Below are 22,205 nucleotides of genomic sequence, written 5' to 3'. Positions count from 1 at the left end.
GACCGGATCAAGGCGCGGCCCACACTCAAGACGCGGGAGTGGTGACTCGCCAAGCCGCGTGTCAGTCGCCGGATTCGATGTCCTCGGCGTCGTGTTGGTCAGTCCAGCCGGGACGAGATGCTCCACCGCTCGTCTCGTCCGTGTCACCGGATGGCTTGGTTCCCGCTTCGGACGGCCTGTCCTCCGCGTGGAACCAGTGGAAATCCCGCCCCCAGGCCAGTCGTACTTGCGCCCGTAGCCGCTCGTTCTGCCACCAGTACAGTTGGTCGGCGAGCCGGCCGTAGTCGATGGGGATGCGGGCCGCCCGAAGCAGCAGCACCACTTCCCGCAGCCGTGTCGCCAACACTTCGAACGAGTTCGCCGTCCCAACGCGGACAAAGCGCTTGCGGAGGCTGTCACTCAGTTCGTCATCGGATGCCCGGCCGCCGGACGAAGGAGTGCGCTTCGCCTCGTCTCCGCCATCGCTCAGGGGCTGGCTCTCGCCCGACGGGCGCGCCGCTTCAGGGGTGCCGGTCTTCCCTGCGGCCAAACGCCGCATCGACCGGCCGAAGGGCCATTCGGGCTGGTGCATTCCCGTGTCACGGATGGATTGCTGGTGCAGTGCCCACAGCGTGACGGCCAGATGGACGGCCTCTTCCGCGGCCTTTTCGTCCGCCTCGCCGCGGTGGCGATGGGACCTACTGACGGATTCCGTGGGTACTTCCCCGTCTCTTGCCTCTGCCTCCTCCAGCCGGAGTTGCGCGAGGTCTTCCAGGCCGTCGAGGCCCCAGGACTCGACCGACTCGTGTGCCGCGTGGCCGACTCCCCGCCGTAGGCGTGCGAGGGTCGCCACGGCCGCCGCGTTGTCGTTCATGTACTGCTGTTGGAGGCGTTGGACGCAGCGCCGTGCGGCACGGCCGGCCAGGGTGATCGAGCGGACGGAGGTATCAGAGGGCGTCGGTGGGGTGACAGTGCGAGGGCGTGCGGTGGTCATGCGCGGTACTCCGTCGGATGATGAGGGCGAGTGTCCTCTACTGGACAGCGCGGACTGGAGGCAGCGGTGATCCGCCCTGATGCGGGACGGCTCCGGAGCTTTTCCCCTACCGCTGCTCCGCGAGGGGTAGCACCTTGTGAAGCCGCCTGCGGAACCAGAGATCGGCTTGGGCGTCGTTGACCCAGCGCTTTCCGATGCCGGGCACGTCGACGATCCGGCCCTCCGAAGCGGCCGGGCCCACCGAGTCCAGCAGGGTCCGCCTCAGTCGCAGGAGGCGTCGACGCACAGTGAGTTGCCACTGCGCGCGGGCTGTCCGCAGATCGGACGGGCCGGCCAGGTCCATGAGCCACCTGCGGAACGGACCGTCCAGGTCACCGAAGCCCAGGTCCCGGGCGCCCGCCGTGGCCGGGGCAGGATCCGAGCCCGTGGCCCGGGCGAGGTTGCCGGCGAGATCGCCCAAGGCTTTGACCGCTTTGTCCGCGTCGTGGACCGCGTCCACAGCCGTCGCGCGGAAGAGAGGCTCGTCACGGTGCAGAGTGATCGCGGGCAGTACCACGGCGTCGTCGACGACCTCGTCCACCACCGACTGCTGGGTTCCGTACACGACGCCCACCGTCCGCAGACGCAAGGGCGCGAAGGGCTCCAGCTCTCCTTCCTCGGTGAGCATCGCGAGCCAACTGGCGACTCCGGAGGGAAGTGTGAGTGAAGGCTTCCCGCCGCGTTGGTCGTCCGTCTCGGAACGCCGCTCCGGGAGAAGGGCCTCCAGGCCACGCCAGGCCGCGCGACTCGGATCGTGCTGTTTCGGCATGTACACGAGCGGGCGACCCTGCTTCTTCTCTTGCGCGGGGCTGCGCCGCCAGCCCGACATGGGCTCCGCTTTCCAGGGAGTGGCCAGTGCGAGGGGATCGCCGTATCCGAGCACGACGCCGGTCACCGCTCCGTCCTCGACGTGCAGGCGGATTCGCCGGGCCTGCCAGGTGTACAGATGTCGCAGGCCGGTCGGGGTCTCGTCCGCGGGCCCGGCGCCGTACGGGGGCCGTCGCCAGCTCGGCGCGTCCCCTTGCGCGGAGGGCCTGCCTTCCGGCGTCTCGACGATGTCCTCGTCCAGGGCGATCAGATTCAGCAGCAGCGTCTGTCGGAGGTTCGCCCCTTCTGCGAAAATCCCTCCGAGGGTGCCAAGGACTCCGACACCCTGTGGGTAGACCTTCCCCGCCTTCTTTCTGCTGTCGCCCACCATGCCGGACTTGATGCCCGATGGGTCGTACGCGTGCGCGTGCACGACCCAACGCGCCGCTTCCGCGTAGGTCAGCCGGTCGACGCCCGGGCGGCGCATGGCGAAGAAGGGGTCACCGTTGGGGACGTCGGCGACGATCCGGTTGAGAGAGGCGACTTCGCCTCTCTCCGTGTGCAAATCCGCCACCTGGAAGAACGGCCGCTCGGGGTGCAATAGGTCGAAGTGCCCGCGATAACTACCCAGATAGCCCGGCACCGTATCGAACGGGTTCTTGGACTGCCAGAGTTCGCCCCATTCCTCCAGGTCCCGGGGGCGGCCGTCGAGAGCGTCGTAAAGGATGGCCAGCAGCAATCGGAGAAGGGCGAAGTCCTGGGTGGGCAAGTCGCCCACGAGCCGGCGCAGTTCGTGAGCCTGCTGGAAGAGCTCGCACAACGAGACCTCTTCGACGGTTCCGTCGAGGCGCTGGACGGGCAGCCACGGGGAAGTGGTGAGGTCAAATGTGGTCTTCGGCGCTGGAACGGCCGTCGGTTGCCGGGACGAGAGGGCCAGGGAGGTCATAAGGGCGTCCTCATCCCGGTGCGGCTCCGCCGGGTTCGCGGTGGCGGCAGCGTCGGCCCGTTCCTGTTCGCGCGCGTCGGTCTCTTCACCGTCTTCGTCCTCTCCAGTGCGGGGGCCGGCCTCGGAAGGGGGGGCCGCACCAGTAACGGTCTGCGTGGGCACGCCGGAGGGTGCCACGCGAAGGCCGTCGTCCTCGCTGTAGCTGAGCACGAATCCTGCCAGAGAGGTCTGACAGTTCTCGTCGAGAACGAGAAACAACTCGCCTGCCAGCCACGGGCACTCTCTGACCTGCCAGGCAGGGACCATGAAGCGCTCCAGCTCCTCGATGGTCCGCTCAATGATCCCGGGATGACAGAACTCCCCCGGCAGAGTCAGCGCACTGGCGGCCACAGCTTCGGCGGCGCGCCGGTCCGGGGGAAAGTCGAGGGGGAGTTCCAGTGCGCCGCGTCCCTTGTCGAGCCAGGGAACGGTGGTCAGCCGTCCGTCGCGCTGCCGCTGGATGACCAGGACTTCCAGGCTGTCCTTGCTATCGCGCACCTGTGCTCGGCCGGCCGAGGTGTCGTCTGTGTCACCGGTGCCGGCTCCCAGCCATCCGTAGATCGGGCGCCCGGCCCGGCGGACGGGACCCAGCAGGAAGGACGCCGCGTTCTTCCGTTTGTCCGCGAGGAGGCGGTCGTGTTCGGCTCGTGACGCTTCCCACGCCTCGGCCCAAGCCGGCGGTACGGCATGCGCCTTCTCGTCGCGGTAGGCATCTTGCACAACGGGGCTGATGTGGTCAGGGAGGACGAGAGGCTTCCCGTCCAGGTAGGGCGTCAGCACGGCGAGTGAACGCCAGAGGGCGTACGTTCCTCTGCGAGCCGAGCCTCCGTAGACCACGCACGACGCTTCGACAGGCTGGACCGGTGCCGTTCGCCAGTCCTTGACCCCGGTGACGAGGCAGCGCGCCCGGGACAAACGTGGCGGACGCTGCCTGGGGTGGCGGTGGAGCCGTCCCAGGCGCTGGAGCACGAGGTCGGCAGGGGCGAGGTCCGTGACGAGCAGGTCGAAGTCGATATCGAGGGATTGCTCGATGACCTGGGTGGCCACGACGATGTGCGGTTCGACGGGGCGATCGCCCTGAGGTCCGAAGACCTTCCGCAGCTTGGCATCCCTCGCTGCGCGGTCTGCCGCCAGGAATCGGGAGTGCGCGATGGTCACGGCCTGCTCGCCGAATCGCTCTCGCAACGCATCGGCTGCTTGGAGGGCGCGGTTCACTGTGTTGCGGACGACCAGGGCGCAGCCGCCGTCGGCAAGTTCCGCTTCGAGCCGGTCGGCCAGCAGTCCGAGGTCGTCGTCCAGGCGCTCCAGTGCCACCTCGGTGCGGCGCCCGGCGGCCGGAGCCGGATGTGCGGTGAGTGCGGGGGAGCCGGGGGAGACGGCGGTGATCAGGGGATAGCTGTCGTCGGCGACTCCGTCGAGCGACGCCTCCGGGCCTGCATAGGCTTGGGCGAGTGCTCGCCGCCGGTCGGCCGGAAGAGTTGCGGAAAGCAGGACGACGGGAACCTGGTAGGCGGCCAGCCACTCCAGGACGCGATCCAGGTATCGGTTCATGTAGGCGTCGTAGGCGTGCACTTCGTCGATGACGACTACCTTGCCCGCCACGGCGAGGTGGCGCAGTGCCAAGTGGCGACTCTTCAGTCCCGCGAACAGCACCTGGTCGACGGTGCCGACGGCGAAGGAGGCGAGGAGCTGCTTCTTCCGCCCGCGCAGCCACTGATGAGCGTGCAGGCCGGTGGGGGATGTACGTCCTGGGCCGAGCTTAGCCTCGATCCGCTCGGTGCCGTCTTGGTCGACGGCGGCGATGGCACGGTGCCTGGTGCGCACCAAGCCGTCCCAGACGTCGTTGAGCGCGGCTTTGGCGTGGGCCAGGACGACGGAGCGGGGGCCGTCGAGCGGCAGGTGGTGCAGCCATTCGAGGACACGGAGGAACATGGCGTCCCCCGTTGCGCGAGTGGGGAGCGCGATGAGACAGCCGCCGGCACCCGTGCGCGCCGCGAGAATTTCGGCTGCTGTGAGCGCCGCCTCTGTCTTCCCCTCGCCCATGGGAGCCTCGATCATCAACAGCCCCGCCGGCGACATGCGCCGGGCCATGCGGACGGCTTCGGTCTGGACCGGCCGGGGGGAAGCTCCCTGCGGCAAGGCGAAGCGCTTGGCGACCAGTTCCTCGGCCGGCTCGGCCGGCTCCTCCGGCGTCCAGGGCCTGGGCAGGTCCAGGCCCCTCCAGGCAGCCTTCAACCGGCGGGCCTCGCCGGTCGGGCCGGCCGGCAACCAGGTGTCGGGATCGTAGGGGAACAGCTCAGGGGCGCTGGCGATCCAGTCGGCCAGGATGACGAGGGCGGTCAGCAGTACTTGCAGCGGCTGTGGCAATCGCACGTGCCGCCAAGCGGTGAATCGGTGGGTGACGTCCGCGAGCTCGGCACACCCGTCCATCAGCTCGTACTGGAGGTCGCGCCAAACGCTCTCGCTTTCACCGGGGTGGCGCAGCAGCCACGGGCGCATGCGCAGGTCCTGCATCTGCTGGTGCTCGGGTGGTGTGCCGTGGTGACCTCCCGCGATGACAGAGAACTGGCCCGAGACGCGGGTGTCCAAGCCGTGACGCTCGGACATCCATTCCTGGAGCAGTAGTTGACCGGCCAGGCCGTGCGGCGCCAGCTTGCGGTCCTGGCCGTATTCCTTGGCCGACCGCATGTGGAGCCCCACTGCTCGCATGCGGTCGGCCAGAGAGTCAACCTGACAGGCGAAAGCGGGGGTTGCCTTTCCGGTGTCGTGGGAAGCGGCGAGGAAGACGATGAGGCGGCGGGCGTCCTCCGCCCCTTGGGGAAGCGTCTCCGCTATCAGGTTCTTGACGTTGTTCGGAATCCACTCGTCCCACAGTTGCCCCGCGATTGCCGCGCTGTCGGCCATGTGGCGCCAGAGGGGCAGCCATCCGTCGGTCTTGCGGTCGTGCTTGGCCCAAGCCGTGCGCGCTGCCGGGGAAAGCGCTGGGAAGGGGGTGCTGGACAGGGGCTCTGCGTCGGGCTCGACGGGAGCGCTGGGCATCTGCGAGGCCTCCGCGGTCTGAGGTGCTGAGGTGAGAGGCGATGAGCGCCCGGCGCCGACAGGATGCGGCGCCGGGCGCTCACTGGATCACGCGTCGGCCGACGGCCGTGGACGCAGCAGGAGGGCGGCCGTCACGGTGACCACACCCCATATCGCGGCTGTGGACCATGTGTCGGGGCAGGTGGCGGCGAGCGAAACGAGCCATAACCCCTGGTCAGGGCTCAAGCCGGGGGGTTGGGGCGTGCAGTTCGCCAGAGCTATCATGGCTCTGCTCCTTCATTGCTTGATGGGAGCAGGCCGGGTTCCGACGTCGTCGCTAAGCGCATCGGGCCCGGCCGTTTTGCGTGAGGGCGACCGGGCCGGAGACGGTTCGGACGAGCCTGCTGCATCCGGCGCGGTTGGTGAGTCACCGTAGCACCGATACGGGTCTGTGGGCGTCAACTTACCTGTTTTGAAACCGTAGTTGGGTGCAGCCAACTCTCAGTTGGCTGATGGATGGAGCCCCGCACAGGCGGGGATTAGAAACGCCCTTGGGTCGGGTGGACCAACTCTCAGGGGTCACCCCCGGAGGGCCGGGGAGCAGGGTGTCTCGAATGACACTGGACACCCGGTGGGCCGGAGCCTGTGCGTACCGTACGGCAAGTGCATCGGTGGCGGTGCTGGTTTGGTGTCGGTTCTTGTCATCCAGCCGACAACCGGCAGGCTCAGTGTGGGTGCCTTGTCACCCGAGTCGTGATGTCCACGTACGCGGGAGGGCGTGGTTGCCGTCCGCTCGTCGGCTGAACCATCGTGTCCCTCGCCGTCCGGTCGCCAACGGGGGTCCCACACCAAGGTTCCCTACCGGACGGCTGCCGGCCGTGTTCGCGAGACACGAGCGGCGTACGGGTGGACGGCGCGCGGGGGTTCGCCGGGTTGCCCCGGTGTGTCAGTGGGGACGTTTACGGTGGTCCGGTGGTGCTGGTGACGGGTGACGACCGGATGGTGGATGCGCCGAGGGCGCCGGGAGGCGCGTGGTTCGGCGCCCGTGCCCTGCGGCGCGGGGTGGTACGCCGCCCGTCCGGCCGTGAGGCCGTGGGCCCCGGGGCCGCGCGCGTCGTCGCGCCGGGCCGCGCCACGTCGACCATGTTCAGGCGACCCGTCCCCTTCCGGTGGTCACGGCCGCCGTGGCGGGGGGCGGTGGAGGAAGCGTATGGCTAGTGGCACGGCAGCAGGGGTGGACGGGGACGGGGAGCGGGTGGACGCGCGGGCGCTCGACGAAGTCGTCCGGTTCACGTCCGATCTGATCCGGATCGACACCACCAACCGCGGTGGCGGCGACTGCCGGGAGCGGCCCGCGGCCGAGTACGTGGCGGAGCGGCTCGCGGAGGTGGGGATCGAGCCGTTCCTGCTGGAGCGGAAGCCGGGGCGGACGAACGTGGTGGCCCGGGTTCCGGGCCGGGACCCCGTCGCGGGGGCGCTGCTCGTCCACGGGCATCTGGACGTGGTGCCGGCCGAGCCCGCGGACTGGGCCGTGCACCCGTTCTCGGGCGAGGTGCGGGACGGCGTCGTCTGGGGGCGTGGCGCGCTCGACATGAAGAACACGGACGCCATGGTGCTGGCCGTGGTCCGCGCCTGGGCGCGGGCGGGTGTCATGCCGCCGCGCGACATCGTGCTGGCGTTCACCGCGGACGAGGAGGACAAGGGGGAGGCGGGTGCCGGCTTCCTCGCGGACGAGCACGCCGCGCTGTTCGAGGGCTGCACCGAGGCGATCGGCGAGTCGGGCGCGTACACCGTGCACGGGGCCGGCGGGCTGCGGCTGTACCCGGTGGCGGCGGGGGAGCGCGGTTCGGCGTGGGTGGAGCTGCGGGCCCGGGGCACGGCCGGGCACGGTTCCAAGGTGAACCGGGAGAACGCGGTGACCCGGCTGGCCGCCGCCGTCACCCGGATCGCCGAGTACGAGTGGCCGGTCCGGCTCACCCCCGTCGTCCGGGCCGCGCTGCGGGAACTCGCCGCCGCCCACGGCATCGACGTCGACCGCGACGGGCCGCGCCCGGAGGAGGTCGAGGAACTGCTGGGCAAGCTGGGGCCCGCCGCCAAGCTGGTCGCGGCGACCGTCCGCAACAGCGCCAACCCCACCATGCTCAGCGCCGGTTACAAGATCAACGTGATTCCGGGGACGGCCACCGCGTTCGTCGACGGCCGGACCGTGCCGGGCGGGGACGAGGAGTTCGCCGCGACCCTGGACCGGCTCACCGGCCCGGACGTGGACTGGACGTTCTTCCACCGCGAGCGGGCCCTGCAAGCGCCGGTGGACGCGCCGGTGTTCGCCCGGATGCGGGCCGCGCTGGAGCACTTCGACCCCGAGGCGCACGTGGTGCCGTTCTGCATGTCCGGCGGCACGGACGCCAAGCAGTTCTCCCGGCTGGGCGTCGCCGGGTACGGCTTCTCGCCGCTGCGGCTGCCGCCAGGCTTCGACTACCAGGGGCTGTTCCACGGTGTCGACGAGCGGGTGCCCGTGGACGCCCTGCACTTCGGTGTGCGCGTCCTGGACCGCTTTGTGATGCACGACGCTGCGGGCTCCCGCCCGCCCGGCCACCCCCTGCCCGAGGAGGCGTAGCGATCATGGTGCCCAAGTCCCCGGCGCCCTGCGGAACCTGGTTGTCCCCCGTGGACGCCGCCCTGGTGGCGGAGCACGGCGGCCGTCCCGACTTCGCGGGCTGGGTCGGCGACGACGTCTGGTGGGTCGCGGGCCGGCCGGCGGAGGGAGGCCGCCGGGCGCTGGTCCGGCGCCGCCCCGGCGGCGGCGAGGCCGTCGCGCTGCCCGCTCCGTGGGACGTCCGCAGCCGGGTGCACGAGTACGGCGGCCGCGCCTGGGCCGGGACGGCCCGGACCGGCGCGGGCGGCGGCGGACCGCTGCTGGTGTTCGCGCACGGCCCGGACCAGCGGCTGTACGCGTGGGAGCCGGACGGGCCCGACCCGTCGCCCCGGCCGCTGACCCCGACGTCCGACGTCGGCGGCGGGTTGCGCTGGGCGGACCCGGTGCTCCGCCCCGAGCGAGGCGAAGTCTGGTGCGTCCTGGAGGAGTTCACCGGCCCCGGCCCGGGCGACGTACGGCGGCTGCTCGCCGCCGTCCCGCTCGACGGCCGCGCCGCCGGCGACCGTACGGCGATCCGCGAGCTGACGGACGACCGCCACCGCTTCGTGACCGGCCCGCGCCTCTCGCCGGACGGCCGCCGGGTCGCCTGGCTGGCCTGGGACCATCCCCGCATGCCCTGGGACGGCACCGAGCTGCGGATCGCACGCGTCGGGGACGGCCGAGTCGCGGGGGGAGAGGGTGATCGGTTCGCGGGTGCCGACGGCGACCGGCTCACCGACGTGCGGACCGTCCTCGGCGGCCCCGAGGAAGCCGTCGCCCAGGCGGAGTGGGCGCCCGACGGCACCCTGCTCGCCGTCACCGACCGCACGGGCTGGTGGAACCTGCACCGCGTCGACCCGGAGACCGGCCGGGCCGTCAACCTGTGCCCGGAAGCACAGGAGTTCGCGGGACCGCTGTGGCAGCTGGGACAGCGCTGGTTCGTCCCGCTGGCCGGCGGCCCGGTCGCCGTGCTGCACGGCGCCGGCGCCCAGGTGCTCGGCGTCCTCGACCCGGAGACCGGGGCCGTCGCCGACGTCGCCGGGCCGTGGACGGAGTGGGTCCCCGCGCTGGACGCGCACGGCACCCGCGTGGTCGGCATCGCCGCCGGACCCGCCGGCGGCTACGAGGTCGTCGAGCTGGACGGGCGGACGGGCCGGGCCCGGGTGGTCGGCGCCGCGCACCGGGACGTCGTCGACCCGGCGTACCTCCCGCGCCCGGAGGTGCGTACCTTCACCGGGCCCGACGGCCGGGAGGTGCACGCCCGGATCCACCGCCCCCGCCACCCCGAACGGGCCGTCCCGGACGGCGAGCTGCCCCCGTTCGTCATCCGCGCGCACGGCGGGCCGACCGGCCGGACGCCGCTCGCCCTCGACCTGGGCATCGCCTACTTCACGTCGCGCGGCATCGGCGTCGCCGTCGTCGACTACGGCGGTTCGACGGGTTACGGCCGCGCCTACCGCGAACGGCTGCGGGAGCGCTGGGGCGTCGTCGACGTCGAGGACTGTGCGACGGTCGCCGGGGCGCTGGTCGCCGAGGGGACCGCCGACCCGGCCCGGCTCGCGGTCCAGGGCGGCAGCGCGGGCGGCTGGACGGCCGCCCACTCCCTCGCCGGCACGGACCTGTACGCGTGCGGCACGATGCTCTTCCCGCTCCTGGACCTCACGGCGGAGGCCGACGGCGGCACCCACGACTTCGAGTCCCACTACACGGAGAGCCTGATCGGGCCGCGCGACCGGGTGCCCGAGCGCTACCGCGAACGGTCGCCGCTGCGCCGGGCGGACCGCATCAAGGTGCCCTTCCTCCTCCTCCACGGCCTGGACGACCCGGTCTGCCCGCCCGGGCAGAGCGAGGCCCTGGCCCGGGCGGCACGCGGACGCGGGGTGCCGCACGCGTTCCTCGCCTTCGAGGGGGAGGGGCACGGCTTCCGCCGGAAGGAGACGCTGGTACGGGCCCTGGAGGCGGAACTCTCGCTCTACGCCCAGACGTTCGGGTTCAGTGCGCCGGGGGTGCCGGAGGTGGAGCTGGATCGGTGACGGGGGGCGGGGGCCGGTCGAGGCCGGGGCGGCATCCGGGTCCGGGTCCCGGTGGGGCTCAGTCGTGGTCGGGCCGAGGCGGAGGTCGCCTCGGCCCGTCGCGCGGAGTTCATCCGGACGTTTGCCCGGCCGCTCATCCTGACGCCGACCCGAACTTCAGGCCGTTCTTCATCCGCCCGGGGAATCGAAGGGGAAGGACGGACGTGCGGTAGCGGTGATTCCCCCAGACCAGCAGCTCATGTAAGGTAAGCCTTACCTTATTCGAACTGGATGGTGGGGGAACCCGTCGTGGAGCACACTGAACTCTCCGGCCGCGTCGCGCTGGTCACCGGCGCCGGACAGGGCATAGGCGAGGCCGTGGTCCGGGCCCTCGTCGCCCGGGGAGCCCGGGTCGCGGCCCTCGACGCGGTGCCCGACGGCATCGGGAAACTGGCGGCGGAGTACGGGCCGGAGCGGGTCACCGCCCACACCGCCGACGTGTCGGACGCCGCGGCCGTCGAGGCCGTCGTCGAGGAGGTCGAGATGTCCGTCGGCCCGCTCGGCATCCTCGTCAACGTGGCCGGGGTCCTTCACCCTTCCCCCGTCGTCGCGCTCACCGACGAGGTCTGGGACCGTACGTTCGCCGTCAACACCACCGGCGTCTTCGTCGCCTCCCGCGCCGCCGCCCGCCGGATGGCCGCGCGCGGCACCGGCTGCGTCGTGACGGTCGGCTCCAACGCGGCGGGCGTCCCCCGGACCGGCATGGCCGCCTACGCCGCGTCCAAGGCGGCGGCGACCATGTTCACCAAATGTCTGGGCCTCGAACTCGGCCGTAGCGGCGTGCGCTGCAACGTCGTGTCCCCCGGCTCCACCGACACCGCGATGCAACGGGCGCTGTGGGCGGACGACGAGGCGCCCGCCCGCGTCGTCGACGGCGACCCCGGCACGTACCGCGTCGGCATCCCCCTCGGCCGGATCGCCGAACCCTCGGACATCGCCGACGCCGTCGTCTTCCTCGTCTCGGACCGCGCCCGGCACATCACCATGCACGACCTGTACGTGGACGGCGGCGCGACGCTGCGCGCCTGACGGAACGTTTCCGTCGGCGGCGGGTGTGGAGAGGCGACGGGCCTTCCGCCGGTGCGGCCGTCGGCCCCGCTGTGCCCTGTTGCCCCCGCGGTCGCCCGCCGTCCCCCGCCACCCCCCCGGCGGTCCCGTGGAGCGGTCAAGTCCCGCGCCCCGCCGCTGCCCTTCCGGCGCTCGGGCCCCTCCCGGCCTCCGCAACCTCTTCCGCCCCTCCCGTCCGCCCCTCCAGGCCGGCCCCCCCACCCCACCCCACGCCCGGCGTCCACCCCCGCCGGAGGAACGGAGCAGTAGGTGACCACGGTTCAGCACGTCACCGCCCCGCCGCCGAACGAGCCCGCCGGCCGGAACGGCGCCACCGGCGCGATATCCGCGTCACCGGCGACACCGGTGTCGTCCCCGCCGTCCCCTTCACCGTCCCCTTCGCGGCCCCCCTCACCGTCCCCGGAGGGCCCGACGCACGACACCGCGGACCGGCGGGACGCCCTCGAAGCCGTCGGCGCCGCGACGGAACTCCTCCACGCCTACGACCCCCACGACACCCGCTTCTTCGCCTCGCCCACCCGCACCCTCCTCGCCCACGGCGTGCGCGCCGAAGTCCCGCACGGCGACGGCCCGTTGGCCCGGCGCGTCACCGCGACCCTGGAGGCGCAGCGGCGCGCGGGCCACCCCGCGCCCCTCGTCATCGGGGCGGTGCCCTTCGACCGGAGCGCCCCGGCCGCCCTCGCCGTCCCGGAGACCGTCCGCACCGCTCCGTCGCCGGCCGCCGACCCGCTCATGGCGCTCCCCGCCGTGCCCCCGCCCGCCGCCGAGTGGGACGTCCGCCCGGAGCCCGCGCCGGCCGGCTACGCGGCGGCCGTCGCCGAGGCGGTGCGCCGGATGAAGAACGGGGAGTTCGGCAAGGTCGTCCTCTCCCGCACCCTCCGCCTCACCTCCTCCCGCGACCTCGACCTCCCCGCGCTGCTCGACCGCCTCGCCCGCCGCGACCCCACGGGCTACACCTTCGCTGTCCCCTCAGGGCCCGGCCGGACGCTGCTCGGCGCCAGCCCCGAACTGCTCGTCTCCAAGCGGGGCGGGCGGATCGTCACCAACCCCCTCGCCGGTTCGACGCCGCGCAGCGCCGACCTGGCCGAGGACGTCCGCCGGGCGGCGGCCCTGCTGGAGTCCGAGAAGGACCTGCACGAGCACGCCATGGTCGTCGACGCGATCCGCGACGCGCTCGCCCCGTACTGCCGCTCCCTCGACGTCCCCGACCGCCCCACCCTCCTGCGCACGGCCGCCATGTGGCACCTCTCCACCACCATCCGGGCCGAACCGGCCGACCCGGCCGTCTCCGCGCTGGAACTGGCCTGCGCCCTCCACCCCACCCCCGCCGTCTGCGGCACCCCGACCGACACCGCCCGCCGCGTCATCGGGGAACTCGAACCGTTCGACCGCGGCGCGTACACCGGAATGGTCGGCTGGGGCGACGCCGACGGCGACGGCGAATGGGTCGTCACCATCCGCTGCGCCGAGGCCGAACCGGCCGCCCGCCGGCTGCGGCTGTACGCCGGGGCGGGCGTGGTCGAGCAGTCGGACCCGCAGGCGGAGACCGCCGAGACGGGCGCCAAGTTCCGTACGTTCTTGCAGGCAGTGGGAGTTGACCAGTGACGGACATCCATGACGGCGGTGGGACGATGACCGGCGAGGGTGCCGGGAGCCCCGACGCGCCCGGCCACCCGCCCGAGTTCGCCGAGCGCTACCGTGCCGCCGGATACTGGCGCGGCGAGACCTTCGGGCGGATGCTGCGCGAGCGCGCGGCCGCCCACCCGGACCGCATCGCGATCACCGACCCCGGCCCCGCGCCGGACGGCTCCACGACCCGCCGCTGGACGTACGGGGAGCTCGACGGACGGGCCGACCGGATGGCCGCCGGACTGCTGGCCCTCGGCATCGGCAAGGGCGACCGCGTCGTCGTCCAACTCCCCAACGTCGCCGAGTTCTTCGAGGTCGTCTTCGCGCTGTTCCGCATCGGCGCGCTGCCGGTGTTCGCCCTGCCCGCGCACCGCGACAGCGAGATCCGGCACTTCTGCGCCTTCACCGAGGCCGCCGCGTACGTGATCCCGGACGTCGAGGGCGGCTACGACCACCGCGAACTCGCCTCCCGCGTCCGGGCGGAGGTCCCCACCCTCCGGCACGTCCTCGTCGCCGGCGACCCCGGGCCGCACACCGCCCTCGCGGACGTCCCGACGGCGTCCGCCGGGCCCTTCGACGACGCGTCCGACGGCCCCGCACCGCACGACCTGGCGTTCCTCCAGCTCTCCGGCGGCTCCACCGGCGTACCCAAGCTCATCCCGCGCACGCACGACGACTACATCTACTCGCTCCGCGGCTCCAACGAGATCTGCCGGGTCGACGAGCACAGCGTCTACCTCTGCGCCCTGCCCGCAGCCCACAACTTCCCGCTGAGCTCGCCGGGCACGCTGGGCGCCCTGTACGCCGGAGCCCGCGTGGTCCTCGCGCCGCGGCCCAGCCCGGACGTGGCGTTCCCGCTCATCGAGCGCGAGGGCGTGACGATCACGGGCCTGGTGCCGCCGCTCGCCCTCGTCTGGACGGAGGCGGCGGCCGCCACTCCGTACGACCTGTCCAGCCTGGACGTCCTGCTCGTGGGCGGCGCGAAGTTCAGCGAGGAGGCCGCCCGGCGGGTGCGGCCCGCCCTCGGCTGCACCCTCCAGCAGGTCTTCGGCATGGCCGAGGGCCTGGTCAACTACACGCGCCTCGACGACCCCGAGGAGACCATCGTCGGCACCCAGGGCCGGCCGATCTCCCCCGACGACGAGATCCGCGTCGTCGACGACGAGGACCGCGACCTGCCCGTGGGGGCGACCGGACACCTGCTCACCCGGGGCCCGTACACCATCCGCGGCTACTGGCGCGCGCCCGAGCACAACGCCACGTCCTTCACTCCCGACGGTTTCTACCGCACCGGTGACGTCGTCCGGCTCACGGAGGACGGCTACCTCGTCGTCGAGGGCCGGGCCAAGGACCAGATCAACCGGGGCGGCGAGAAGGTCGCCGCCGAGGAGATCGAGAACCACATCCTCGCCCACCCCTCGGTGCACGACGCCGCCGTCGTCTCCATGCCCGACCCGTACCTCGGCGAACGCACCTGCGCCTACGTGGTGTTGCGGGAGGGGGCCGAGCCGGTGCGGTCCGGGGCGCTGAAGAAGTTCATCCGCGGACGGGGGCTGGCCGACTACAAGGTCCCGGACCGGGTGGAGTTCACGGACGCCTTCCCGCAGACCGGGGTCGGCAAGGTGTCGAAGAAGGACCTCAGGGCGGCGATCGCGGCGGAGCTGGCGGGGAAGGGGCGCTGAGGGAGGCGCGCCGTACCTGACGTCACGCGCACCCGGCACCGTCCGGAGCCGGTCGGTGCCGGTCGGTGCCGGCCGTGGCAACCGCGAGCAGTAACGAGCAAGCACAGCAGCGACAGCGCGGCGTGAGCCGCCCGCACCCCACCCCACCCCACCCCACCCCACTTCATTGAAAGGCCACCGCACCATGGCGCTCCCCGCCATCACCCCCTACCCCATGCCCGCCGAGGCCGACCTCCCGGCGAACAAGGTCGACTGGACCGTCGACCCGGACCGCGCGGTCCTGCTCGTCCACGACCTCCAGAACTACTTCCTCGGCGCCTTCACCGCCGGCGCCTCGCCGGTGACCGAACTGCTCGCGAACGTCGGCCGGTTGAAGAAGGAGTGCGCACGGCTCGGCATCCCGGTCGTCTACTCGGCGCAGCCCGGCGGGCAGAGCCCCGCCGAGCGCGGTCTCCAGCAGGACTTCTGGGGGCCCGGGCTGCCCGCCGACGGGCACGCGGAGGCGATCGCCGAAGCGGTGGCGCCCGACGCCGGGGACACCGTCCTCACCAAGTGGAAGTACAGCGCGTTCGTCCGCTCCGACCTGGCCGAGCGGATGGCCGGGCAGGGCCGCGACCAGCTCGTCATCGTCGGCGTCTACGCGCACATCGGCGTCATGATGACGGCCTGCGACGCGTGGATGCGCGACATCCGGCCGTTCGTCGTCGCGGACGCCGTGGCCGACTTCTCGGCCGAGGACCACGCCATGGCCCTCCGCTGGGCCGCCGCCAAGTGCGCCGTCGTCACCACGACCGACCGGATCCTGACGGGCGCCGAGGGGAACTGACGGCCATGTCCCCGAACCGAGACCGGTGCTCCCGCCCCCGGCGGCCGGGCCGTGGCGACCGCGGCGGGCCGCTACCGGCGGTTCCCGCGCCGACGGCGGGAGCGCGACGGTGACCGTACGGGCCCTCGACCGGTTCCCGCTCCCGCGCCCCCTCGCCAGAGAGAACACCCGGGAGAACGCCCGGGAGAACGCCCGGGAGACAGCCGCGTCGCCGCAGGGCCTCCGGCTGACGTCGGCCCAGCGCGAGCTGTGGTCCCGGCAGGCCCGCGACCCGGGCGGCGCGGCGCCGGCCACCGCCGCGTACCGGGAGATCCACGGGCCGCTCGACCCGGTCCTGTTCGCGGAGGCGCTGCACCGCACGGTCGGTGAGGCGGACGCGTTGCGGATGCGCGTCGTCGACACCCCCGACGGCCCCCGCCAGCGTCCGATCGCGATCGAGCCGCCGGGCCACGGATTCCCGCTGTGCGCCGCGGACTTGCACGCGACGGAGGGGATGGAGGAGGCCGGCGGGGGAGACGGAAGCGGGGACCCGGAAGCGGTCCGCACCGCGCTGACGTGGATGCGCGCGGACCTCGGCCGGCCGTTCGGCCCGGCGGGCGGCCCGCTGTTCGCGTACGCGCTGTTCCGGGTCGGCGACCGGCGCTGGCTCTGGTACCGGCGGGTGCACGGGGTCCTGCTCGACGCGCACGGGCACCGGCTGGTGGACCGCCGGGTGGCCGAGGTGTACACGGCCTTGGCGGCCGGCGAGGACCCGGGCCCGAGTCCGTTCGGCCGGCTCGCGGACCTCGTCGCCGAGGACGCGGCCTACCGCGCCTCGTCCGCCCGCGAACGGGACCGCGCGTACTGGCGGAACCGCCTCGCGCACCTGACCACGGGGGAGGGGCCGGACGGCCTCACGAACGCTCACGGCCGCCTCACCCCGAACACCTTCCACCTCGACCCCGAGACCACGGCCGGGCTGCGCGAACTCGCCGCGTCCGTCCGCGGTTCCCGGACCGGGCTGCTCCTTGCCGCCCAGGCCCTGCACCTGTGCCGCGCCACCGGGCGCCGGGACGTCGTACTCGGCCTGCCGCTGCCCGGACGTACGGGACCGGCGGCGCTGCGCGTGCCCGGGAACGTACGGAACACGGTTCCACTGCGGCTCGCGGTCACCCCCGACGCGACCCTCGCCGGCCTGGTCCGGCAGGCCGACGACGCCGTCCGCGAGGCCCGCGCCCACCAGCGCTACCGCCGCGCCGACCTCCGCCGCGACCTCGGCCTCCCGGCCGGACACCCGGCGCTCGCCGCACCGCTGGTCGACGTCGCTCCGGCGGAGGAGCCGATCACCTTCGCGGGGGCGCCCTCCACGCTCCACCCGCTCGTGCCCGACGCCTCCGGCGAAGAGGCCGCCGTGGCCTCCCACTTCACCGGGACGACGGACGGGGGCCTCCAAGTGGACACATGGGGCACGGGGGACGCAGGGGCCGGCCACCCGCCCGCGCCCGGGCCGACCGGACCGCGGCACCCACTCCACAACCTGCTGACCCGCCTCCCGGCCCTCGACCCCCACGCACCGCTCTCCGCCGTGTCCCTCGTCCCTGACGAGGAACACGAACGAGCCCTTCGCGAAGGCAATGACACGACCGTCGCCGTCCCGCCCACGACGGCGATCGGCCCCTTCGAGTCCCGCGCCGCCCGGACCCCCGGGGCGACCGCCCTGGTGGTCGGCGACGAGCACCTGACCTACGCCCAGCTCAACGCCCGCGCCAACCGCCTGGCCCGCCACCTCACGACCCTGGGCGTCCGCCCCGGCACCTTCGCCGCCGTCGACCTGCCCTGGTCGACCGCGAGGGTGGTGGCCCTGCTCGCCGTCCTGAAGGCGGGCGGCGCGTGCTTGTTCACGGGGGCGGGGGAGCGGCTGCACGCGGACGGCCTGCGGGTGGGCGAGGAACGCGGGGGCGGCCCGCATGGTGGCGACGCGCGTGACGGCGGGCTGCGTGAGGGCGGCTTGCCCGATGGCGGTCCGCGCGGAGGTAGCTGGTCCGCTGGCGGCCTGTGCGGAGGCGGCTCGCCTGATGACGGTCTGGGTAAAGGCCGTTGGCCTGATGACAGCCTGCGCGCAGGCGACTCGCCTGATGACGGTCTGCGTGAGGGCGGCTTGCCCGATGGCGGCCTACACGAAGGCGGCCCGGGTACCGCCGCTCCGTACCGCGAGCAGCTCGCACCCGTCTGCGTCCTGACGACCGCGGCCGCTCAATCCGCCCGGCTCGCCCAATCCGTCCAGCCCGCCCGGCTTACCCCGCCCGCCGGAAGCGCCCGGACCGTCCTGATGGACGACCCCGCCCTCCCGGCCCTCCTCGCGGCCCACCCGCCCGTCGACCCGGCCCGCGCCCTGACCCCCCACCACCCGGCCTACGCCACCCGCCTCGCCCCCACTCATGCCCCTACCACGACCCCCAACCAGCCCCACACCGCCGTCGTCCCCCACTCCACCCTCGACAACCGCCTGCGCTGGCTCCAGCACCACCACCCCCTCACACCCGCCGACCGCGTCCTCCTCCAAGGCCCGCTCACGCCGGACACCTTGGCGGTGGAGCTGCTCTGGCCCCTCCGCGAAGGGGCGACGCTCGTCCTCGCCGCGCCGGAGGCCGGTGCGAGCGCCGGACGCGGCCGGCCCGGTGAGGCCGCCGAGCCGGGCGCGTCGATGGCGCGTCGCATACGCGAACTCGACGTCACCGTCGCCCGCTTCGACGCCGACGCCCTCCGGCGCTTCCTGGGCACGCCGGAGGCGGGGGAGTGCGGGCGGTTGCGGCACGTCCTGACCGGCGGGGAACCGCCGGACCGGGCGACCGTCGACCGGTTCCACCACGCGCTGCCGCACACCGCCCTGCACCACCACTTCGGTCCGCCGGAGGCGGCCACGGTGGCGCACCGCACCTGTACGCCGGAGGGGGCCACGCCGCCCGGAACCGTCCGGCCCGTTTGGAACGCGCGCCTCCACGTCCTCGACCCGGCGCTCCGGCCCTGTCCGCCGGGCGCCCCGGGCGAGTTGTACGTCGCGGGGGCCCCGCTCGCCACCGGGTACGCCGGCCACCCGGCCCGTACCGCCGGCCGTTTCCCGGCCGACCCATACGGGCCGCCCGGAACGCGGATGTACCGTACGGGCCGCAGGGCCCGGCGGCACGCGGACGGCGGCGTCGAACTCCTCGGCGCGCACGGCCCGGGCGGCGAGGCGCCGGCCGGCGGGCCGCCGGCCGGATGACCGGCCGGCCACACGTTCCGGCCTCGGCGGATGCCGCCGCCGAGGCCGGTCGGACGGGACACGGGTACGCTGGCCCGCCCGGAGACGGGGAGCCATGACGGGGACGAGAGACGACGGGGAGAGGCCCTTGCCCAGCACACCGGGTACGTCCGACGCGGCGAGTGCGCCCAGGCCGTCGGATACCACCGGCGCGTTCGCTCCTACCGGCGCATCCGGTGCGTCCGGCAGCCCCAACCCCTCCCATGCGGCCGACGCGTCCCGCACCCCCGGCCCTCCCGCCGAGCCGGCAACGCCACCCCCACCCCCACCCCCGTCCCCCGCGGCGCGGCAAGAGCCGAGCACGCCGCCCCTCCGCCCCCGCATCCTGGGCCACGACCCGCTTCCCGCCCCCTGGGCCCCGGGAGCGGCCGCGGGCGCCCCCGCCCTCTGGCTGCTGCGCATGCCGGACGGGGACCGCCCGACCCCCCGCGAGGAGTACGAGGCGGTCCTGGACGCGAACGAACGCGCCCGCGCCGCCTCCTTCGTCCGGGACCTGCACCGCGACCGCTACGTCGCCGCGCACCTCGCCCTGCGCCGGCTGCTCGGCGCGTACCTCGGCGTGGCGCCGGAGGCCGTCGAGCTGGTCCGGGAACCCTGTCCCTGCTGCGGCGCCCCGCACGGCCGTCCGGCGGCGGCCGGCGCGCCGCTGCACTTCAACCTCTCCCACGCCGGCGACCTGGCGCTCCTCGCCTTCGCGGACGCGCCGGTCGGGGCGGACGTGGAGGAGGTGCAGCAGGCGTCGGTGGTCGACAGCGTCGGCCGTTCGCTGCACCCCCGGGAGGTGGCCGAACTGGAGGCCCTCCCGCCCGCCGACCGGACGACGGCCTTCTCCCGCTGCTGGACGCGCAAGGAGGCGTACCTCAAGGGAACGGGCACCGGCCTCGCGGAGCGGCTGTCGGTGACGTACGTGGGCTGCGGTCCGCGACCCGCCTCACCACCTGGCTGGACCCTGGCCGACGTCGAGGCGGCCCCGGGGTACACGGCGGCGGTGGCCCTCGCGGACGGGAGACCGTCCACGAAGACATCCGGTACGAGGCCGAACCCGTCCTAGCCGGCCGCCCGGCCTCCTGCCCTCCTGCCCTCCTGCCCGCCCGGCCGCCCGGCCTCCCGGCCGCCCGGCCGACTTTGACGGATCCCGCCCCTGGGCGCGGGCCGCTGAGACCGACGACCCACACCCCTTCCCGTGCGTCGCCGTCCGCACCACGCCGGAGGACGCGCGGGCTTCGCCGGCGGTGTGAGACATCCCTCTCCCGCCGTCGTGGCGCCTGTGGCCGGGGAAGGACGACCATGGAGCCATGACGTCCTCGCCCCGCCCACCGCACGCCGGCGCCCGACCGGACCCGACGGGCGGGACCACCGCGCCGGGCGGGGAGCCCGTTCCCGCCCGCGGGTACCTGCTGGACAACGCGCGCGCCGAGGCGGGTGAGCGGTTCGTCTGGATGGCCGAGCTGTTCGACGGCGTGACGCGCGGGCACTTCGACCGGCTGGGGATCGGGGCCGGCGCGCGCTGCTGGGAAGTGGGGGCCGGCGGCCCGGGCATCCCGGAGGCGCTCGCGGCGGCCGTCGGTCCGACCGGGTACGTGCTGGCCACGGACATCGATCCGTCGTGGCTGAAGGCGGGCGACGGGTACGAGGTGCGCCGGCACGACATCGCCGCGGATCCACCCCCGGAACCGGGCACGTTCGACCTGGTGCACGCCCGGCTCGTGCTGGTCCATGTCCCCGACCGGGCACGCGTGTTGGCCACGATGGCGGCGGCGCTCCGGCCCGGCGGCCTGCTGCTGGTCGAGGACGCCGACACCGCTCTGCAGCCCCTGGCGTGCCTGGACGACAGCGGCCCCGCGCAGCGGCGGGCCAACCGGCTGCGCGACGCCGTCCGGGAGCTGCTGGCGCGCCGCGGCGCCGACCTGCGTTACGGCCGGACGCTGCCGCGGGCGCTGCGCGAAGCCGGCTTGGTGGACGTGGCCGCGTCGGGCTTCTTCCCTGTCGGCGGGCGCGCCTGCGACCGGCTGGAGGCGGCGACCATCCGGCACGTGCGCGGCGAACTGCTCGCGGCCGGCCTGAGCGACGCCGCCGAGATCGACGCGCACCTGGCCGCCGTCGACGCGGGCGAGCTCGACCTGACGCTCGCGCCGCTGATCTCGGCCTGGGGCCGCCGTCCGGCCGGGCGCCCCTAGGCACTCGACCGGGCAACGGCCCGGCCTGGGCGCCCGGTTCACCGGCTGTCAGTGGCCCATGGCGGTGAGTTGCTCGCGGAGCGTCCTCAACTCCTTCGAGACGGTGACGCCGGGAATGCTCATGAGACGGTCGACCACGGTGGCCGTTCTGTCCAGACAGCCAGGGTCGTCGACATTCCTGATGACCCATGTGTCGCCGTCCGGGTAGAACTCGCCGTCGCCTCCCGCGTCGACGACGGCGACGGGACCGACCGTGGTCCTGGTCCCGTCGTGCTCGAAGACGACGTCCGCCACGCCGTACCAGGGGTTCTCCCAGCCGTGGTTCGCAGGACCGAGCGTAAGGGTCAGGCGGTCGATCTTGTTGTCCTCGACGGTGAAGCTGATGTCCTTGCTCTTCTCGTAGGGCGTCTTCGGCGGCTTGTCGGGCAAGGGGAAGTCGTAGTTCATGGAGATGGACAGTTCTCCTCCGATCCGATGGCACCCCGGCAGGCTTCCCGCTTCACGGAGCCGGACCGTCGCCTTGGTCAGCAGAGACGGCCCAGGGGCACGGTTGTCGAAGGTGAAGTCCAGATGGGGGCCGCGCAGACCCTTGAGCGACTCGGCACCCTCCTTGCCCTCGATTCCGTCCTTGATGTAGGCGGCTACACGAGCCACTTTCAGGCCGGGCCGACGCGCTGCCTCCGACGCTCCGGTCCTCGCCTGCGCATCCCCGCTCTTCGCTTGCGCGTGCCCGGATTCGGAGGAGTCGTTGCCGTAGTAGACGGTGAGGCCGACGGCCAGGAATGCGGAGACCAGGGTCAGTACGCCGATGATGTCGGGCTTGTGCGTCCGGCGTGCACCCGGATCACTGCCGGGTGGCGACGGCGTGCCGGTGGCCGGACGCACGGCCGGATCCCCTGTCGTTCTCCTGGCGCCGGGACTCCCGTGCGCGCTTCCGGCGGTGTCGTCTGAAGGCTCTGGCATCCGTACGTCCCAACTGGCGGGTGGCCCTGGTCTCCCTTGCGGGCCCTGGTC

General features: G+C 73.5%; 12 protein-coding genes. 9 read left to right on the top strand and 3 right to left on the bottom strand.

Annotated features, from left to right (window positions below):
* Positions 1-61: 61 nt before the first annotated feature.
* Together casB and casA are read right to left on the bottom strand one after the other, a co-directional pair.
* A complete protein-coding gene (gene casB / locus K7I03_RS05710; RefSeq protein ID WP_224346907.1) occupies positions 62-853 on the bottom strand; it encodes a type I-E CRISPR-associated protein Cse2/CasB in 792 nt (263 codons plus the stop codon).
* 226 nt (positions 854-1,079) lie between these two features.
* A complete protein-coding gene (gene casA / locus K7I03_RS05705) occupies positions 1,080-5,843 on the bottom strand; it encodes a type I-E CRISPR-associated protein Cse1/CasA (RefSeq protein WP_185943508.1) in 4,764 nt (1,587 codons plus the stop codon).
* A gap of 1,189 nt (positions 5,844-7,032) precedes the next feature.
* On the opposite strand from casA, the gene K7I03_RS05700 reads away from it, so the two are divergent.
* The 9 genes from K7I03_RS05700 (at position 7,033) to K7I03_RS05660 (ending at position 21,191) form a co-directional block, all read left to right on the top strand.
* Positions 7,033-8,439, top strand: coding sequence for a M20/M25/M40 family metallo-hydrolase (locus tag K7I03_RS05700; RefSeq protein WP_185943507.1), 1,407 nt, complete (start codon positions 7,033-7,035; stop codon positions 8,437-8,439).
* A 5-nt stretch (positions 8,440-8,444) separates the two neighbouring features.
* Positions 8,445-10,490, top strand: a complete 2,046-nt coding sequence (locus tag K7I03_RS05695) for a prolyl oligopeptidase family serine peptidase (protein WP_185943506.1) — start codon at positions 8,445-8,447, stop codon at positions 10,488-10,490.
* A 270-nt stretch (positions 10,491-10,760) separates the two neighbouring features.
* Positions 10,761-11,558, top strand: coding sequence for a 2,3-dihydro-2,3-dihydroxybenzoate dehydrogenase (locus K7I03_RS05690; RefSeq protein WP_185943505.1), 798 nt, complete (start codon positions 10,761-10,763; stop codon positions 11,556-11,558).
* 288 nt (positions 11,559-11,846) lie between these two features.
* Positions 11,847-13,202, top strand: a complete 1,356-nt coding sequence (gene dhbC, locus K7I03_RS05685; protein WP_185943504.1) for an isochorismate synthase DhbC — start codon at positions 11,847-11,849, stop codon at positions 13,200-13,202.
* Positions 13,203-13,228: 26 nt separating this feature from the next.
* Positions 13,229-14,908 (top strand): (2,3-dihydroxybenzoyl)adenylate synthase, encoded by a 1,680-nt coding sequence (locus K7I03_RS05680; RefSeq protein WP_185943595.1) that lies wholly within the window; start codon positions 13,229-13,231, stop codon positions 14,906-14,908.
* 184 nt (positions 14,909-15,092) lie between these two features.
* Positions 15,093-15,734, top strand: coding sequence for an isochorismatase family protein (locus K7I03_RS05675; protein ID WP_185943503.1), 642 nt, complete (start codon positions 15,093-15,095; stop codon positions 15,732-15,734).
* A gap of 109 nt (positions 15,735-15,843) precedes the next feature.
* The gene (locus K7I03_RS05670) at positions 15,844-18,975 is read left to right on the top strand and encodes an AMP-binding protein (protein WP_185943502.1); all 3,132 of its coding nucleotides are present in this window, start codon (positions 15,844-15,846) and stop codon (positions 18,973-18,975) included.
* A 439-nt stretch (positions 18,976-19,414) separates the two neighbouring features.
* Positions 19,415-20,065 carry a 4'-phosphopantetheinyl transferase family protein gene (locus tag K7I03_RS05665; protein ID WP_224346905.1) on the top strand — a complete coding sequence of 217 codons (651 nt, stop codon included), beginning with the start codon at positions 19,415-19,417 and terminating at the stop codon, positions 20,063-20,065.
* A gap of 388 nt (positions 20,066-20,453) precedes the next feature.
* Positions 20,454-21,191, top strand: a complete 738-nt coding sequence (locus tag K7I03_RS05660) for a methyltransferase domain-containing protein (RefSeq protein ID WP_224347391.1) — start codon at positions 20,454-20,456, stop codon at positions 21,189-21,191.
* A gap of 48 nt (positions 21,192-21,239) precedes the next feature.
* Here K7I03_RS05660 and K7I03_RS05655 read toward each other — a convergent pair whose 3' ends face one another.
* Positions 21,240-22,076, bottom strand: coding sequence for a hypothetical protein (locus K7I03_RS05655; protein ID WP_185943499.1), 837 nt, complete (start codon positions 22,074-22,076; stop codon positions 21,240-21,242).
* Positions 22,077-22,205 lie beyond the last annotated feature (129 nt).

It is taken from the genome of Streptomyces mobaraensis (genome assembly GCF_020099395.1).
Taxonomy (GTDB): Bacteria; Actinomycetota; Actinomycetes; order Streptomycetales; family Streptomycetaceae; genus Streptomyces.
Note: the sequence above shows the minus strand (reverse complement) of the source record. Positions and strands in the feature narration are given on the sequence as shown.

What these genes read in the sequence shown, in the direction of transcription:
- K7I03_RS05680 (WP_185943595.1), top strand. Translation starts at nt 13,229, where the DNA reads ATGACCGGCGAGGGTGCCGGGAGCCCCGACGCGCCCGGCCACCCGCCC.
- K7I03_RS05660 (WP_224347391.1), top strand. Translation starts at nt 20,454, where the DNA reads ATGGCCGAGCTGTTCGACGGCGTGACGCGCGGGCACTTCGACCGGCTG.
- K7I03_RS05690 (WP_185943505.1), top strand. Translation starts at nt 10,761, where the DNA reads ATGGTGGGGGAACCCGTCGTGGAGCACACTGAACTCTCCGGCCGCGTC.
- casA (WP_185943508.1), bottom strand. Translation starts at nt 5,843, where the DNA reads ATGCCCAGCGCTCCCGTCGAGCCCGACGCAGAGCCCCTGTCCAGCACC.
- K7I03_RS05700 (WP_185943507.1), top strand. Translation starts at nt 7,033, where the DNA reads ATGGCTAGTGGCACGGCAGCAGGGGTGGACGGGGACGGGGAGCGGGTG.
- K7I03_RS05675 (WP_185943503.1), top strand. Translation starts at nt 15,093, where the DNA reads ATGGCGCTCCCCGCCATCACCCCCTACCCCATGCCCGCCGAGGCCGAC.
- K7I03_RS05665 (WP_224346905.1), top strand. Translation starts at nt 19,415, where the DNA reads ATGCCGGACGGGGACCGCCCGACCCCCCGCGAGGAGTACGAGGCGGTC.
- casB (WP_224346907.1), bottom strand. Translation starts at nt 853, where the DNA reads ATGAACGACAACGCGGCGGCCGTGGCGACCCTCGCACGCCTACGGCGG.
- K7I03_RS05695 (WP_185943506.1), top strand. Translation starts at nt 8,445, where the DNA reads ATGGTGCCCAAGTCCCCGGCGCCCTGCGGAACCTGGTTGTCCCCCGTG.